General features: G+C 69.5%; 14 protein-coding genes. 4 read left to right on the forward strand and 10 right to left on the reverse strand.

What is annotated here, in order from left to right:
- Positions 1–87: 87 nt before the first annotated feature.
- The 8 genes from ACFYZR_RS00850 to ACFYZR_RS00885 all read right to left on the reverse strand — a co-directional run bounded on the left by ACFYZR_RS00850 (position 88) and on the right by ACFYZR_RS00885 (position 8,970).
- On the reverse strand, positions 88–1,353 hold the full coding sequence (locus ACFYZR_RS00850; RefSeq protein ID WP_189455097.1) for a DUF3631 domain-containing protein: 1,266 nt from the start codon (positions 1,351–1,353) through the stop codon (positions 88–90).
- On the reverse strand, positions 1,350–1,853 hold the full coding sequence (locus ACFYZR_RS00855) for a hypothetical protein (protein WP_189455099.1): 504 nt from the start codon (positions 1,851–1,853) through the stop codon (positions 1,350–1,352). The genes ACFYZR_RS00850 and ACFYZR_RS00855 overlap by 4 nt, the downstream gene beginning before the upstream one ends.
- A gap of 314 nt (positions 1,854–2,167) precedes the next feature.
- Positions 2,168–3,916, reverse strand: a complete 1,749-nt coding sequence (locus ACFYZR_RS00860; protein ID WP_308430374.1) for a recombinase family protein — start codon at positions 3,914–3,916, stop codon at positions 2,168–2,170.
- Between the two features lie 218 nt (positions 3,917–4,134).
- Entirely contained in the window at positions 4,135–4,806 is a 672-nt protein-coding gene (locus ACFYZR_RS00865; protein ID WP_391902967.1) for an MBL fold metallo-hydrolase, read from the reverse strand.
- Positions 4,807–4,936: 130 nt separating this feature from the next.
- On the reverse strand, positions 4,937–6,103 hold the full coding sequence (locus tag ACFYZR_RS00870) for a sensor histidine kinase (RefSeq protein ID WP_391902970.1): 1,167 nt from the start codon (positions 6,101–6,103) through the stop codon (positions 4,937–4,939).
- Entirely contained in the window at positions 6,100–6,783 is a 684-nt protein-coding gene (locus tag ACFYZR_RS00875; protein ID WP_391902973.1) for a response regulator, read from the reverse strand. The genes ACFYZR_RS00870 and ACFYZR_RS00875 overlap by 4 nt, the downstream gene beginning before the upstream one ends.
- Positions 6,784–6,929: 146 nt before the next feature.
- The gene (locus tag ACFYZR_RS00880) at positions 6,930–7,766 is read right to left on the reverse strand and encodes a hypothetical protein (RefSeq protein WP_391902976.1); all 837 of its coding nucleotides are present in this window, start codon (positions 7,764–7,766) and stop codon (positions 6,930–6,932) included.
- Between the two features lie 415 nt (positions 7,767–8,181).
- Positions 8,182–8,970 (reverse strand): S1 family peptidase, encoded by a 789-nt coding sequence (locus ACFYZR_RS00885; protein ID WP_391902978.1) that lies wholly within the window; start codon positions 8,968–8,970, stop codon positions 8,182–8,184.
- 238 nt (positions 8,971–9,208) lie between these two features.
- Between ACFYZR_RS00885 and ACFYZR_RS00890 the strand changes: the two genes are divergently transcribed.
- A complete protein-coding gene (locus ACFYZR_RS00890) occupies positions 9,209–10,075 on the forward strand; it encodes a hypothetical protein (protein WP_391902981.1) in 867 nt (288 codons plus the stop codon).
- A gap of 81 nt (positions 10,076–10,156) precedes the next feature.
- Here the strand turns inward: ACFYZR_RS00890 and ACFYZR_RS00895 are convergent, their stop codons facing one another.
- The gene (locus ACFYZR_RS00895; RefSeq protein WP_391904319.1) at positions 10,157–11,212 is read right to left on the reverse strand and encodes a glycoside hydrolase family 113; all 1,056 of its coding nucleotides are present in this window, start codon (positions 11,210–11,212) and stop codon (positions 10,157–10,159) included.
- 26 nt (positions 11,213–11,238) lie between these two features.
- Positions 11,239–13,086: a DUF2334 domain-containing protein gene (locus ACFYZR_RS00900; RefSeq protein ID WP_391902984.1), complete on the reverse strand. Its 1,848-nt coding sequence runs from the start codon at positions 13,084–13,086 to the stop codon at positions 11,239–11,241.
- A 568-nt stretch (positions 13,087–13,654) separates the two neighbouring features.
- Between ACFYZR_RS00900 and ACFYZR_RS00905 the strand changes: the two genes are divergently transcribed.
- The 3 genes from ACFYZR_RS00905 (at position 13,655) to ACFYZR_RS00915 (ending at position 16,834) form a co-directional block, all read left to right on the forward strand.
- Positions 13,655–14,905, forward strand: coding sequence for a glycosyltransferase (locus tag ACFYZR_RS00905; protein WP_391902987.1), 1,251 nt, complete (start codon positions 13,655–13,657; stop codon positions 14,903–14,905).
- Positions 14,906–14,966: 61 nt separating this feature from the next.
- Positions 14,967–16,160, forward strand: coding sequence for a non-hydrolyzing UDP-N-acetylglucosamine 2-epimerase (gene wecB / locus ACFYZR_RS00910; protein ID WP_391902991.1), 1,194 nt, complete (start codon positions 14,967–14,969; stop codon positions 16,158–16,160).
- On the forward strand, positions 16,157–16,834 hold the full coding sequence (locus tag ACFYZR_RS00915) for a calcium-binding protein (protein ID WP_391902993.1): 678 nt from the start codon (positions 16,157–16,159) through the stop codon (positions 16,832–16,834). Before wecB ends, ACFYZR_RS00915 begins: the two co-directional genes overlap by 4 nt.
- The last annotated feature ends 38 nt before the right edge of the window (positions 16,835–16,872 follow it).

Consider the following 16,872-nt stretch of genomic DNA (forward strand, 5'->3'; position numbering starts at 1 on the left):
AGCAGGACAGAGCATGGGAAAGGGACGCGGGGCAAGGCGTTAGCCTGCTGTTTTTGCTCCGCGTCCCTGTGTCCCGGCCGGTCCCGCCTACTGACGGAAGAGCGACCCGGTCTTCTCTTCCGGCTCTTCGCCTTCGTGCTCTTCGTCGTACTCAGCCACAAGCGGCGGCAAGGCGCGTTCCCACGCATCCGCAAGGGCCGACCAGCGGTAGCCGTACGAGCGGCCGTGTGCCGTCCGGACGCGAACCTGTTTGAGCCCGTGCTCACGCAAAAGGGCGGCAACGTCTTCGGCACGTAGCTCGTCGGGTCCGCTGAAACGCTGGAAGGTCAGCGGGTCCAAATCGATTGCGGCAGAGGCAATATCGTCCTTGCTGATGGCGACCGGCCAGACATGAGCTGGACGGGCCGCATGATGCAGCCTGAGCGCCGTAAGGAGTCGCGCGGAAGCTGAGCCATCTACTCGCTCCGCAGCGTCCTCCTTGGCTGCCTCAATCGCCGCCAGGCAGCGCTCAGGCCAGACCCCACCCGCGAGGACGGCAGTCAGAAACAGGCAGGACCAAATCTCATGGTCGCGCCCGTCCGTGACGCTGGTAATCCGCTCGTCCAGCAATACCGCAAGCATGTCTGTCGGATCGGTGATACGCACTGCTGTCTGTGCCGCCCAATCCGCAAGCGCAGTGCGGACTTTCTCCAATTGGCCGCCGTGCGCCACGGGAAGAAACGAGTCAGGCCGTTCCTCGCTACGGGCGCGCTTCGTGTGAACCACAAAAGTCCGCGTCAGCAGTGCGTCCGGGAGTCGGGCCGTGGCAAGTCCGGCGAATGCGACCGGCCCGAAGCACGGGTAACGGATCACCTCCTGTTGCTTGTCTTTATGTGCTCGCACGACCACCGCCCCGCGCTTGTAGCCAGAGTTCAAGATGATGGTCAAGTCATCCTGGTTTCCAGCAGAGTTCGCGGAGTAGGTGCGGTCAAGCTCATCCGGGAACAGGGTCACCGGGTATTCGCCCGGTTCATCTGCCGACGCCGCCGCACTGATGATGCGGAGCATGGAAGCCGCAGACAGTGAGCCCACATCCTGACCGTTAGCAGCAAGACAGCTAAGGATTTCCAGAGCGCGTGTCTTCCCACTGCCAGGTGATCCGGAGAAGAAACCGAGTCGCGGGGCAATGGGGAGATCAGGGCAGCGCGTGAGGAGGTGCGTGTACGCCGTCCAGAGGGTCACCACGTCGAAATGCCGGGGCTCGGGGAACCACACGAAGCGCCGAAGTGCTGCCTCAGTCTGAGTGAGGGCTTCAGCGCCGCCGGCGGTCACCTTGGCCTGAGCCTTGAGCACGTCCGTAAGGGAGTCGGTCACGCGCGGACCACCTGCTTGAGTGCCTTGCCGAAGCGGTACGCCACACCCCCGGTATGCGTTCCAGACATGCTGATCCGGCTTGCCGCGTAGACCAGCTCAGCGGGCGCCTGACGGCCGTTCTCCGCGTACTCGACCACAAGGGCCAGGACGACGCCGCGAAGGTCCATGAGCCCCGCTGTGGCGTGCTTGCCGCCCAACCCGAAGCGCGGGGGCTTCCCCGGCTTCGCCTCGACGGCCACGGGTAGCCCTGTGTCGGCAACGGCGTCCAGCAGTGCGGATACGGACCGCTCAGCACATCCGGGGACGTGCACGGCGTGTGGGTCGGCAAGGTCCTCGTAGTGGCTGCCGTAGTCGCCAGAACGTCCCTGTCGGGCAAGGTAGTTCAGCAGCACATCGCGATGGTGTGGGAAGAAGTCCGTTGACCACTTCTCCCCCTCCGGGCGCGGAGCATTCAGCCGCTCGGCAACACGCCGGAGCGCCTGATTGTGAGTAATCGTCATTGGGCCTGTGCCCTCTCTCGTTGCTTGGTGTTGGCCGGTCTATAGGCGGGACAGAAGGGGACAGGGGGACACCGGCTCACCACCTACTAACTTGAGTAGGTGGTGAGCCCTGCCCTCTCCCTGGGTCTAGGGAGCGGGTTGCCTTCCCTCAGTGAGGAGAGAGCGAGTGACACGCCCGCCATGCCACACCCCTAGAGCGAGTCGATTGCCCGCCCCTCCCGATAGAGCACGAGGGCTTCCAGGCCCCGGCTCACGGGCATGGAGAAGCCCCGCCGACATAGGGAGTCGACGGGGCCTGTTCGACGCCTCAGCGGCTATGCAGCCGCCTCAAAGTCAGCCATCTCCGCCAACCGCAGACCTGTGCCACGCGCGGTAGGTACGTCTGGCCGAGTCTCATAGGCAAGTTCCTCACGAAGCGCTATGAGGGCATCGGCGGCTTCACGGAAGAAGCCATTGCCCAGAGCGAAAGACACGCGGGACTCGTCCAGCCGTCGCCAGCCACCCCGCGTCCCCTTCTTGATCAGCAATCGCGCCCCTGCCTCAAGGAGAAGGTGCCGCCTCTGCTGATCATCTGAGTCTGCCCAGACTTCACGGATCGTGCGCCCAGTCGGTACCGATTCCCGCTTCTCCGGGCGCGCCGGGGTGCTCTCCAGCACTGCGAGCCGGTTATCCAACGCCTCCGCTCGCTCCTGCCACGCACGCTTTGCCGCTGCCGACCTCTGTCGCCCCTTCTCCTCCTGATGCGCGTTGAACTCAGCCAACGTGGCGGAGATTTCAGGGGCAGGGTCATATCCAGGCGTGACGATCGTCTTTTGCGTCTGGAGATCCCCGATCAGGGACAAGAACTCGCGCTCTACATACTCTTCGACCCAGTCAGCCCGAATGGCAACAGGCGCGGGGCACACGATCCCCGTGAGGTGTGCCGTGCACTTGTAGCTCTCGCGCTGCACACCCCCTCGCTTGTTGGACATGTGATACATGCGACTTCCACAACCCGCACAATGGATGACACGCAACAGCTTGGACTTCTGATCCACGCGATCATGCGGCCCGATCTTTCGGTCTTCAAAGAGCTTGCCGATCGCATCAAATTCTTCGCGTGTAAGGATCGGATGTTCGGTCGCCATGATCGGCGCGCCTTCACTGTCCCGAACAGGCTTGTTGTCATGCAGCTTCCATCCGAGCAATGCCGGAGAGGTGAGTACCTTACGGATCACCGAGGGCACCCAGCAGAATTTATCCCTGACAGTCGTCTCCCCCTTGGCGCCGCCAGTCTTTCCCCCGGTCTTACGCCCTGCCTTCAGAGACCAGTGATCACGCGGAGTCGGAACCTTATCCGCCCTGAGATCCTGGCAAAGCTTCGTGATCGTCATGCCTGAAAGAAGGTCCCGGATAATCCGCTCAATAACCTTTACCGCGTCAGGATCAGGAACCAGGGTCTTACCCGCTCCATGCTCCTTGGGCATGGGAACGATCATGTATCCGTACGACGGCCGCCCGCCCTTCCAGCGGTACGCCATCTTTCGCATGGCTGCCTGAGCACCCAACACGCGATCACGGATGCTCGCCGACTCCACCTGAGCCGCGAAGGCAAGCATCATCATCATGAGTTCTGCGGTCGGGTCCATGGCATTCCGAAAGTCGAAGACCAGTCGACCCCCGCCTATCCCCTCGGCGAAGACCAGCATCTTGCGGTGCTGCTTGGCCCACTTCGCCAAGTCGTGCATGTCGCTCATGGAGCGGATAGCACGGTCGAAGCGCCACCACACGATGGCGTCGAACTCGTCCGGTCGCGCGAGCCACGCGCCCAGCTCCGGTCGGTCGAACGGCCCCACCTTGGACGCGCTCACGTCCAGGTCGACAGCCTCGCGTCCGTCGAAGTCGATGCCGAGAGCGGCAGCGGCAAGGTCGTCAGCCTCGCGCTGCCGCTCCGGGGAAGTCGTCTCGTCGGTCAGCACGGACAGGCGCACGGCGCGTACGCCTCTGAGGCGGGCAAGGGTCTCCATGCCGGAGGTCTGGTGAGTCGATCGCCCGGCCGGACCGGTCTGCGTGTCGGTGTCCATGGACACCTTCGAGCGAGTCGAACGCCCGCCCGCGCTGGCCTGAGAAGGAAGCGTCATACCCTCGCTGGAGCGCAAGGGCTTCCTGTCCGCGCTGACCTGCTTCGTTACCGCCATGACCGGGGTCCTCCAGAACGGTGGTTCTGGAGCGTTCGGAGACCCGGCCGGGCACCCCTTCTGCCTCTGCTACGGACAGCAGGGGGTGGTGCCGTCCTGAGGCATCAGGACAGCCGGTCGGCCACGGCTTTCAGGGCCTCCCCCGCCCCGCCCACGATCGGCGTGCCGTGGCCGAAACAGGCCGTTTGGACTCCCAGCGTCGACTGACGGCGGAAGGAGGCGACGGCCCTCGGCCGGTCGACGTTGAAGACGCCCAGCATCAGCTCGCCCACGTTGGCGATGGTGTCACCCGTGAACAGCACCCCGGAACGCGTCAGATGCAGGGCCGTGCTGCCTTCCGTATGCCCCGGCACCGGCACGACCCGGACCTCCTCGCCCCAGTCCAGGACGTCCCCTTCCCCCAGCTCCCGGTCCACCCGGCACGGCCGCGCCGCCGGTACGCCGACGAGGCCCGTCTGCACGGACTCGTAGATCGGGACCTCCCAGTCCTCCAGCACCGGCGGCTCCGGCACCGCGCCCCGGATCACGGCCGCGTCCCCCGCGCCCGCCAGCACCCTCGCGCCCGTGGCCGCCGCCAGATCGGCCGCCGAGCCCACGTGGTCGATGTGGGAGTGGGTCAGCACGATCTCCCGGACGTCCTCCGGGCGGGCGCCCAGCTTCGCCAGCTCGTCCAGGATCCGCTCCGCGTGCCCCGGCAGCCCCGTGTCCACCAGCGCCCAGCCCTCCGCGCCCGGCAGCCGCACCGCGTACGACTGCCCCACAGAGAACGTCATCATCCATATATGGGGCGTCACTTGAGAGGTTTCGATCGTCGTCTCCGTCATACGGTCACGCTAGGCGCGCGCCACGCGGAGAGCCCAGGCTTTGCGCCGTCGGCGGATTGAGCCCCCGGCGAACGTACGGACGTCAGGCCTGCCCGCCGCGTGCCGCCCGGTCCACGGGGAACAGCGCGGTCACCTGCCAGCCGCCCTCCGGTGCCGGCCCGGCCCGCAGCGAGCCGCCCATCGCCTTGGCGCGCTCGGCCAGCCCGACGAGCCCGAAGCCGCCGCCCCGGGCCTTCTCCGCCAGCTGGGCGCCCCGCTTGCCGTCGTCCGCGATGCGCAGTTCGACGCCCGAGGACACCCCGCGCACCCCGATGCGTACGGCCGTGGCGTCGGCGGCGTGCTTGCGGATGTTGGTGAGGGACTCGCGGACGACGCGGTGGACGCCCGCCGCGACCTCGCCCGGGATCCAGTTCTCCATGCCCCGCTCGATGTACAGGGCGACGGGCGGGCCGGTACGGGCGAACTCCTCGGTCAGGGCGCGGACCTGCGGCAGCCCGGCGACGGGCTCGGTCTCGGCCTCCCCCTCGCGCAGCACGCCGACCATGCGGCGCATGGCGCCCAGCGCCTCGCTCGCCGACGTCTCGATGCGCTGGAAGGCGTCGGCCGCGGCGGGGCCCTCCAGGGCGGTGAAGCGGGCGGCCTGGGCCTGCACCGCGATGCCCGTGACGTGGTGGGCGACGAGGTCGTGGAGTTCACGGGCGAGTTCGAGCCGTTCGGCGGTGCGGACGGCGGCCAGGTCGCGGACGCGCTGGCGGGAGTGGCCGCGCAGCAGCAGCGAGTAGGCGCTGACGACCACCAGCAGCATGGAGAAGAGCGCGGTGAACCACTGGGGCTTGAGGTCGCGTATGGGCGCGGCGACGATCGCGACGGCGAGCAGCGGCCCGAGGACGCCCGCGGCGCGGTCGGAGGCGCGGCTGACGACGACGGTGAACAGCACGAGCAGGGCGACGTCCTCGCCCATGCCCCAGACGATCCGGGGGTGCTGTCCGATCATCAGGACGGCGGAGGCGGTGAGGGAGACTCCGGCCGCGATGCTCGCGCGCACCGGCAGTGGGATCCAGCTGTAGGGGACGGCGCACAGGCAGACGAGGACGCCGGAGGCGAGGACGATGGCGTGCGGCCGGCTCGGCTGGCGGGCGAGCGCGATGCCCTCCAGGCCGACGAGGCAGAGCAGGACCGCCCCCAGGACGGCCTTGGCGACTGTGGCCCGCCGGGGGTACCGGACGGCCCATCCGGCCCATCTGCTCATGTGCCGCCCGTGGCCAGCCCGCTCTCCCAGGCCCAGGCGGCGATCTCGACGCGGTTCCGGGCGTCGAGCTTGAGCTGCACATTGGCCAGGTGGGTCTTGACCGTGGACAGGGAGACGAACAGTTCGGCGGCGATCTCGGCGTTGGTGGCGCCGCGGGCGAGGCAGCGCACGACGTCGGCCTCGCGGTCGGTGAGGGGTTCGGCGGGCCGCCGGGCGGCGGCCGGCGTGCTCGTGCTCGCGGGGGCCAGGTCGCGCAGCAGCCGGACGGTGATCGCGGGGGAGATCAGGGAGTCGCCGACGGCGGCGGCGTGGACGGCCTCGACGAGCATGGCGGGGCTGGCGTCCTTCAGCAGGAAGCCGGAGGCGCCGTTGCGCAGCGCGGTGTGGACGTATTCGTCGAGGTCGAAGGTGGTGACGATGACGATGCGGGGGCGCTGTGCCCGGTCGGGGTGGGCGGCGGCGAGGGCGGACAGCCGGCGGGTGACCTCCAGGCCGTCCAGCTTGGGCATGCGGATGTCGAGGAGGAGGACGTCGGGGTCGTGCTGCTCGACGGCCGCCAGGGCGGCCTCGCCGTCGACGACGTCGGCGACGACGTCGATGTCGGGCTGGCTCTCCAGGATCATCCGGAACCCGGTGCGGACCATCTCCTGGTCGTCCGCGATGACCACGCTGATCGCCATACTGTGCCCTCGCTCCTCGGAACGCTTGAGAATCGGAAGCCTTGGGAAGAAGCCGTGGCCGCGCTGCCGGGTCCCTCCATGTCACCGGGGGTGCGGGGGCGCCGCAACCGCAGCTCCCCCGGTCGCCGGGCCCTTCGGGGGTCCGGTCAGTCGGCGCTGCGCCCGTTGCGGCGCAGCGCGACGCGGACGCCGTAGGCGCCGCCGGCGGCCAGCAGCGCGATGCCGCCGACGATGACGGGGGTGCCGACCTCTCCGGCGTCATGACTGGCCTTGATCACCTGGCCGGCCTCGACCACGCGCTTGACGGGGTTGCCGGAGGTGTCGTGGGGCGGCTTGGCGTGTCCCCGGTCCTTGACGTGGACGTCCTGGGAGGCCTTGGCCCGGGCGTCGCCGGGGTGCGCGGCGTGGGTGGTGTGCCCGGCGGCGGGGGCCTTGCGGTAGTCCTTGATCGTGTCGCCGGTGGCGGCGAGGCGGTCGAGGTCGGTGCCGTCGAGGGTGTGGCGCAGGGAGCCGGAGGCGAAGTCGTAGTAGTTCGGCAGCCGGCTGCCCTCCAGCTGGGCGCGCAGGGTGGGGTGGGTGCTGTCGGCGCCGAGGATCCGCAGGTGGAGCCGGTCGAGCTCGGCCGAGGGGCGGCTCGCGTCGATGGTGTGGCGCGCTCCGCCGTGGGTGACGGTGACGCTGGCCGGTCCGTTGCCGGAGGTCAGCCGGGCCCGGCTGCCGTCGGGCAGGAGCACCTGCCGGACGGTGGTGCCGGGGCGGCCCGGGCGGGTGTCGTGGTCGGCGCGGCCGGGCGTGCCGGCCGCGCCGCCCGCCGGTACGGGCGCCACGGTGGGCGCCACGGCGGGGGTGGCGTCGGCGGGCTTGCCCACGACGATGACGCCGGTGTCCCGGTCCGCCGCGACGGCGGTCGCCGCCGGATACGCCACGGCCGCGACGGCGGCGGCGAGGACGGTGGCGGCGGTGAGGCGGGACTTGACGGACACGGGGTGCCTTTCCATGGCGGGCGGCTCGGTCGGCCGCCGGTCCTCGGCAGCCGCGTCCTTTACGTTACGGACGTTTATCCGCCCCACACCTCGTCTGTCCGACCATTCTCGTCTCGGCCGAAAGGATGACGGGCCCCTCCCGTGTCATACCAAAGTGCGGCTCGACGGGGCCGGGGCGGGCCGCCGGAACCCGCGCCGGCGCTGGTCCGTCCGGGTGCGGACGGCCGCGCGTACGGGTGAGGACCACACGGTCCCGGCCGGGTCGGGCGGTCAGGGCGCGGGTCGCGTGGTACAGGCCGGGTGCGCGGTGCGGGCCGGGCGGGTCGTGCCGCCGGTGCGGTCGCCGGGCCGGTCGCGGGCCGTCAGCCGGTCCCGTCTCCGGGCCGACGCCGGTCCCGCCGGTCCGTCAGCCGGTTCAGCCGCCGAGGCTCGCGGCGGCGGAGGCGATGTCCGGGGCGAAGGTGCTCACCTCGGTGTAGACGCCGGGGTAGCCGGGGCGGGCGCAGCCGTTGCCCCAGCTGACGATGCCGACCTGGATCCAGGCGCCGCCGTCGTCCTTGCGGAACATGGGGCCGCCGGAGTCGCCCTGGCAGGTGTCCACGCCGCCGGTGTCCATGAGGCCGGCGCAGATCTCCTCGCCGGGGGTGAGGCTGTCGCCGTAGGCGCCCTGGCAGGTGGCGTCGTCGACGTAGGGCACGTCGGCCTTGAGCAGGTAGCGCTGCTGGCTGCCGCCCTCGCGGTCGGCGCCCCAGCCGGCGACGGTGAAGGTGCCCTGGTTGTAGGCGGTGGTGCCGGCGATCTTGAGGGTGGGCAGGTCGAGGGGCTTGGCGAGCTTGATCAGTGCCCAGTCCTTGCCCTTGCCGTTGTAGCCGGGGGCCTGGAGGACCTGGGTGGACTTGACCTTGACGGCCTGGGAGGACTGCAGGTCGACGGCGCCCGCGGTGGCGGTGATGGAGGTGTTGGCGCCGCTGCCGTTCACACAGTGGGCGGCGGTGAGGACGATCTGCTTGGTGTAGAGGGCTCCGCCGCAGCCCATGGACAGCCGCACCATCCACGGGAACTCGCCCTGCGCGGCGCGGACGCCGCCGACGACACCGGGGCCGGGGTCCGCCGCGTGGGCGGTGCCGGGCTGGAGGCTGAACGCGGCGAGGGCGACCGCGCCGACGGCCGTGCATCTCCTGAGCGTCTTGAGGTGGTTGCGCAACGCTCTTCCTTTCGTGGGAGGTTGTGCGCATCGCGCCGATGAGCGGGCCGGGGGGCGGTGGGGTGCCGGGCCCACCGGGTCCGGGCGGCCCCCCTTGACCTTGTTGGGCTCATGACAATGCGTGTTGCGATTATCGGGCCGGGGGACGGCTGCGACCTAGCCGCCTTTTCGGACAGTCGAGGCCCCGGTTCCGCCCCTACAGTGGAAGGGCAGCGCCAACCTCAGGGGGTGGTCACGCGTGGGCTCGGACGGCATCGAGATCCAGCACGGATTCCCGCACGCCGAGACCGTACGGTCGGCGATCACGGCGCTCTACCGGCGGCTCTCCTACGACGGCGTGCAGGCCTTCGGCGCCAGCGTGTTCCCGGTGGACGTGGCCTTCTCCGACGACGAGGACCCCTACCTCGGGGTGCAGCGCGTCGCCCGTGAGATGGTGCGGCACCTGCGGCTGCCGGACGCCCGGATGATCGTCAGCTTCCGCGACATGCGGCACGCCGGGAACGTCGAGCTCGCGGCCGGGCCGGAGTACTTCATCGAGCTCAACTCCCGTTTCAAGGAGCACCGCAGGGACGTCGGCGCCGCCCTCTCGCACGAGGTCATGCACGTCTATCTCCACCGGCTCGGGCTCGAGTTCCCCGGCACCCGGGACAACGAGATCCTCACGGACACGGCCGCCGCGTACCTGGGGGCGGGGTGGCTGCTGCTGGACGCCTACCGGGAGTCGTCGGCCGCCACGCAGAAGCTCGGGTACCTCACGCCGGAGGAGTTCGGGTACGTGCTGGCGAAACGGGCCCTGGCCTTCGGGGAGGACCCGTCGCCGTGGTTCACCAGCCCGCAGGCGTACGAGGCGTACACCCGGGGGCGGGAGCGGGCCCGCCGCGACGAGCGTCGGCCGCCGCTGGCGGGGGCGGGACGGCTGGGGCGGCACCGCTACGCGCGGGACCGGCGGGCGCGGGCCGCGTCCGCGGACGCGGGGTACGCCTTCGAGGACGCCGGGGTCGTCTTTCCGTGCCCCACGTGCTGTCAGCGCATCCGGGTGCCGGTGCGGGGGCGCGTGCGGGCGCGGTGCGCGTTGTGCCGTACGGAGCTGGAGTGCGACACGTAGGTTTTCCGGGGGCTGCGCCCCCGGGCCCCCGCTCCTCAAACTCCCCCAGCTACCGCTGGGAGGTGCCCCCAGGGGCTTTATTTACCCCCACCACTTCCGCAGAACCTTCTCCGCCGGCTTTCCGTGCGGCGTGTACGCCAGCCGTTTCGCGGTCTCGCCGCTGTCGGGCCAGTCGTCCCACATCCACCAGCACACGCCCGCCCACCAGGGCTTGCCGTCGAAGGCGGCGAACAGGGCCTCGTAGGCGGCGGCCTGTTCGGCGTCGCCGTCGCGCTTGCTGACGGTCCAGGAGTACGGGGCCGTGGTCGTGCCGCGCTGGCTGACGTAGCCCGCCTCGGTGAAGAGGATTTTCCGTTGCTGCCGGGCCGAGAACGCGGCGAGCTCGTCCACGATGGGCCGCCAGCCCTCCGCCAGCCGGGCCGGGTCCGCGGTGGCCTTGTCGGCCAGCGGCCAGTAGGCGTCGATGCCGATGACGTCGAGGTCCTTCCAGAAGGGGATCTTCTGGTACTCGTCGTAGTTGGCGGCGTACGTCAACGGGCCCTTGTAGTGCTCACGGATCGCGGTGATGGTCCTCCCCCAGCGCTCGCCGTCCCGCGAGGTGCCCGCGAGCTCGGTGCCGACGGAGAACTGCTCGACACCGTTGTCGGCGGCCAGCCGGGCGTAGTGGGTGATGAAGCGGCCGTACGCCGCGAACCAGGCGTCCGGGTCCTTGGGCTTGATCTCGGCGCGGTCGCCGCCCTTGGTCAGGTCGACATGGGGCTTGATCATCGTCTTCAGCCCCGAGTCGTGGGCGAGTTTGATGATGTGCCGCAGACTGTCGTCGCTCGCCGTCTCGCCCGTGGTGCGCATGGCCGGGTCGGTGACGCGGTCCTGGTACCAGGTGGGGGTGAAGGTCACCCACCGGGCGCCGGTGGCGGCGATCTGCCGAAGATACGTTTCGGCCTTGGGACCGGCGTAGTCGTCGGTGTTCCACGAGGGGAGCGTCATGCCCCGCAACCCGCTCACCTTCCTGTCGTCTGGCCGGCCGTTCCGGTCGCTCGCGGACGGGCCGGGGGTGGGGTCCTCGCCGCCGGACGACGAGCATCCGGCGACGAGGAGGACGGCCACCGTCGCCAGGGCGGCGGCCGTCCTCCTCATCACGTTCACTTAGGTCAGGCTCCTGTTCACTGAGCGAGAGCCGTCGGGCCGACGAAGGTGTAGCCCAGGGCCTTGATGCCCTCGACCGTCTGCTTCAGCGGGTCCACGGCGTAGTAGGGGTGGTAGAAGAAGCTGGCCACTCCGTCCCGGACCGCCAGATTGGCCTTGGCGGAGGCGATCAGGTCGGCGGGGAGCCGTGCCGGGTGGTTGTTGTAGGGCACGGGCTCGTAGTTCCCGATGTTCTCGGGGAGCACGGTCGTACCGTAGACGTCCTTGACCGAGTACGGGAAGAACTGGCCGATGTACCGCGCGGGGTTCACCGTTCCGCCGCTCAGCGTTCCGGCGAAGTACAGCGAACGCTCCAGCCGTGCCGTGTAGTTCTGTCCGAAGACCTTGTAGTCGGCTGCCGAGGCGGCGTAGTGCGGGGTCGTCCACAGGGTCGGCTTGGGCAGGCCGGCCGCGGTGAAGCCGGCGAGGGCCGAGGTGACCCGGGACTGGGCCCAGACGGCGTTGTCCTCGGCGGGCGGCCCGTCGTAGATCACGTTGTCGCTCGCGTCGACGTGGGCGCGGAAGAACTCGAAGTCGTCGCCCGTGACACCGGTGTAGGGGTTGTTGACGTTGCTGTACTGGTGGGTGTAGCCGTGATCCATCAGGACGGCGCCGTGCTGGAGCATGTACTGGAGCGCGGAGACGACCTGCGGGGCCTGGGCCAGCGTGATCGTCTCGGCCTTGCCGTTGTTGTAGGCGCCCTTGGGGTCGGTGTAGACGGGGATGACGTTGATCCCGTAGGGGATGTTCTGCGAGGCCAGGTAGTCGGCCATCGCCCGCAGCTCCGCCGGGTCGGACTTGGGGCTGATGTCCTCCAGCCGGACGAACGCCCGGTGGCGCTCGGCGGTCGCCGGGGCGAGCGCGTCGAAGAGGAGGTCCTCGAAGACGATCACGCGGTCCGACTCGGAGACGTAGGAGAAGGGGATCTCCCCCACGTAGGTGAGGTTGGCCGAGCGGAACGCCCAGGGGCTGGTGGCCCCGCTGTTGGCGTCCGTGGCCGTGGCGAGGGTGGTGACCTGCGGGTAGGTGCCGCCGGAGATGGCCGGGTGGAGCACCCCGCCGTCGTAGCCCGTGGGGATCTTCCGGGTCAGCGTCTGGTTCTTGTACGCGACCTGGGTGATGTTGCCGACGCCACCGCCGTTGTCGAAGTAGGAGTTGGTGGGGTCCCAGCCGTACTTCTGCTTGAAGGTCTCGATGCCCACGGCGTTGGCCATGTTCCAGATGTTGTCGCCGATCCAGTCGATGGGCTTACTGGTCTTCAGCGCGTCCTGGTAGAAGGCGGCCGGGATGGCGTCCGGGATCGTCCCGCCGTAGTAGGTCGAGCCCACGTAGACGGTGGCGGTGTACTGCTCCACCATGCCCGCCGTGTAGGCGGAGACGGGCTTGGAGGTGACGGTGCCGAAGTGGCCCGAGAGATTGGCGATCGCCATCGCGTAGAGCTCGCCGAGGTAGCCGTAGGGCCCCGTGTTGTCGTAGAGGACGAGGGCCGAGGTGCCGGCCGGGGCGGCGAGGGCCTGGGCGGCGGCGGACTTGACGGTCGCCGGGGCCTTGGCCGGAGTGATGGTGAGGGTGTGGGCGCGGCGCTTGCGGTCGTTCGCCAGCCGGCCGGCGACCCACGCCTTGAGGTCCTTGGTGCTGGCCCCCGACAGCGAGGCCTTGTCTACGCCCTTGAGGCCGTAGGACGGGCGGGGCTTCACGCCACCGCCACCGCCGCCTATCGCGGCCTCGGCGCCCGCCGAAAGAGCAAAGCCGCCCAGCAGGGCGGCGATGACGGACAGGATGACTGAGACCCGGGAAAGTCGCGCTCTTCCCCGCTTGTTTTTCATTTTTGGTTCCCCCCTGATTGGCCGGCCTTTGCCGGCTATTGGCCGGTCCTTCACCCGGGACGCCGTTCGGTGACGACGCGGACCGCCGATGTGAAGCCCCAACAGTTGGCTGATTCTTGTGGCCCGTCAGAAGTGTGTCAATAGACAACGATGGTCCGTACCGCGCAATGAGGAACAGCCCAATTGGTGCAGACCTTCAACCCCACCCGTCACATGCGCCACGCGATCAGGCATAACTACCGGTTGGTCCATTGAATTCTCTGTTCCGATTCAACATCTCTCACCATGAAGGGTTAATTGCTGCTAGTCATCTGATACCTTCCCTGCGCACGCCTCGGAACGACGAACGAGGCGCAATCCGGGGGGAACTCATGTACGGAAAACCCGCTCTGGGGACAGTCCTGCCCTTGGCCGGACTGACGGCAGCCCCAGAAGTTCTGCCGGGCATACCCTTTGCCAGGGGACTCCAGGAAGCGGCCGGTGCCGGATTCCTGCTCTACTGCGCGATAGCCGCAGCACTTCTTACGGCAAAATTCTGGTTCGTTCTCCGGAACTCCGGTGAACATTCATGATCACGGAGGTTCTTCTCTGGGCCAGCATCGCCATCATCGTGATGGCGGGCTGCTACAACTCCACCCTGTTCATCCTGTCCAGACGACGGGTGCGCCGTGACCGCGGCCCCCGCGCCGAACGCCTCTACATCTTCCTCCTCGCCTGTCTGAACGAGGAAAAGGTGCTCACCGAGAGCCTGGCCCGGATCACCTCGCTGCCGGCCGGGAACTTCATGGCCCTCGTCATCGACGACGCCTCCGACGACCGCACCGCCGAGATCGCCCGCACCGCCGACCCCGACCGGGTCAGGCTCCTCCAGCGGCACCTGCCCAACGCCCGCAAGGGCAAGGGCGCCGCCCTCAACGCGGGCATCCGTCACCTGCGGGACTCCGGCATCCTCGACGGCCGCGACCCCGCCGACGTCATCGTCTGTGTCGTGGACGCCGACGGCCGCCTCGACCCCCACATCGTCCAGGCGGTCGACCCCTACTTCGACGACCCGCGCACCGGCGCCACCCAGGTCGGCGTGCGCATGTACAACCGTCACCAGGGCGTCCTCGCCCGGCTCCAGGACATGGAATTCGTCATCTACGGCGACATCTTCCAGACCGCCCGGCGCTACTTCGGCAGCGTCGGCATGGGTGGCAACGGCCAGTTCATGCGGCTCGCCGCCCTCGACACCCTGATGAAGGACGGCAACGGCCCCTGGAGCGACTCCCTGACCGAGGACCTCGATCTCGGAGTACGCCTGATCGCACGCGGCTGGACCAATCACCACTGCACCACCGCCGCGGTCAGCCAGCAGGCCGTGCTCGACGTACGCCGCCTGGTGCGCCAGCGCTCCCGCTGGTTCCAGGGGCACCTCCAGTCCGCCGGACTGGTGCCCATGATCCTGCGCGAGGTGCCCACCAAGGCCGCCGTCGACCTGCTCTACCACCTCTCCAGCCCGGTCCTGATCCTGCTCACCTCGCTGCTGCCGCTGTCCTTCGTCGTCGCGGTCGGCGGCACCGTCGTCGGCTCCGTCGAGGCCGGACACCCGCTGGTGTCCCCCATGTGGATCATCGGCCCGTACGTCCTGTCCTTCACCGCGGCGTACGCCTACGGCTGGGTCTACTCACGACGCGAGCGGGGGCTCGGACTCGTCCGCGCCGTCCTCCTCTCCCACCTCTTCGTCATCTACGGCTACATCTGGTTCGCGGCCGGCTGGTGGGGCCTGTGGCGGATGCTCACGGGCAAGCAGACCTGGCTCAAGACCGCGCGCACCTGACGCGCGACTCCTCCACACATCTCCACTCATCGGTCAAGCACGCACCTTCCGAGGGAGAACCATGTCCCCGAACGTCATCACCACGCCCGTGCGCGCCATGCTCGTCCTGGGCACGCGGCCGGAAGCCATCAAACTCGCGCCCGTGGCCCGCGCCATGGCCGCCTCGCCGCTCTTCGAACCCGTCGTCGTCACCACCGGCCAGCACCGCGAGATGCTCCACCAGATGCTGGAGCTCCTCCAGGTCCCCGCGAGCGTCGAGCTCGACGTGATGCGCGACCGGCAGGAACTCTCCAAGCTCACCGCCCGGCTGGTGGACGGCCTCGGCGAGACCGTCCGCACCCACCGGCCCGACCTCGTCGTCGTCCAGGGCGACACCACCTCCGCCCTCACCGGCGCCCTCGCCGCCTTCTACGAGCACATCCCCGTCGCCCACGTGGAGGCCGGGCTGCGCACCGGAGTGCTGGACAACCCCTTCCCCGAGGAGCTCAACCGCCGCCTCATAGGGCGCATGGCGCGCTGGCACTTCGCGCCCACGACCCGGGCGGCCGGCCACCTCACCGCGGAGGGGGTGCCGGCCGCCGAGGTGTTCGTCACCGGCAACACCGTCATCGACAACCTCCTGTGGGTCCTGGACCAGGGCAACGGCCGCGACCTCTTCCACAGCGACCTGCGACGCGTCCTGGTCACCCTCCACCGCCGCGAGAACCAGGGCGACAAGATGCGCGCCATGGGCCGCACCCTGCGCCACCTCGCCGACCGGGGCGACGTCGAGATCGTCCTGCCGCTCCACAAGAGCCCCGCCGTCCGCGAGGCCCTGCTGCCGGAGCTGTCCGACCACCCGGCCGTCCGGATCGTCGAGCCGCTGGGCTATGTGGACTTCTCCGCCACGCTCGCCGGCTGCGACCTCGTCCTGACCGACTCCGGCGGCATCCAGGAGGAGGCCCCCACCCTCGGCAAGCCCACCCTGGTGCTGCGCACCACCACCGAGCGGCCCGAGGCGGTGGAGGCGGGCGCGGCCCGGCTCGTGGGCACCGAACCGCAGGCCATCCTGGAAGCCGCGACGCGTCTGCTGGACGACGAGGAGGCGTACGCGCGCATGGCGAAGGCCGGTAATCCCTTCGGGGACGGCCTCGCCACCGAGCGCATCGTGGCCCAGCTGGCCGAGGACTTCGGCGCGGACGCCGGCGCGGCGCCCACGCCGGAGCCGCTGGTCGTCCCCCAGCCCGGCGGTCCGGGGTCATACTCGACGGCATGACGAGAGTTCACCGGCTCCTCGCCCTCGCTCTGTTCGGCGCCGTCGCCGTGGCGGGGCTCGCCTTCGCGGTGAACGCGATCTGGGGCGGCGAGGGCGGCGAGCCGGCCCGGCCGTGGGCCGAGGGATCGGTCCACGGCCCGTGGCGGTCGGTCTTCGACGGGCACGGCGAGAACATCGGCCGCCACGACGGCCTGGCCCTCTCCCCCAAACCCTCCCGGGAGCCGGGCGAGACCCACGCCGGGCTGATCGTGTCGACCCAGGAGTACGGCGACATGAACCTCCAGGCCCGGATGCGCACGGTCGCCCAGCTGCGCACCCCCAAGCCCAATCCCTGGGAGGTGCCGTGGCTGGTGTGGGCGTACACGGACCCGGAGCACTTCTACTACATCACCCTCAAGCCCAACGGCTGGGAGCTGGGCAAACGTGATCCGGCGTATCCGGGCGGCCAGCGGTTCCTGGCCACGGGCTCGGAAGGCTTCCCGATCGGCCGCTGGTCGGGGGTGAAGGTGGCCCAGCGCGGGGCGCACATGGAGGTGAGCGTCGACGGCAAGGGCCTGGTCGCCTACGAGGACAAGGAGCGCCCTTACTTGCGGGGCAGCATCGGGGCGTACACGGAGGACGCCCGGGTGGTGTTCAGCGACATCGCGGCGGAGCCGGCGGAGTCGGCGGAGTAGCGGAACAGCCAGGAAATGACCGGACGGACCGACGTCAT

This window comes from Streptomyces sp. NPDC001678, from assembly GCF_042892945.1.
GTDB lineage: Bacteria > Actinomycetota > Actinomycetes > Streptomycetales > Streptomycetaceae > Streptomyces.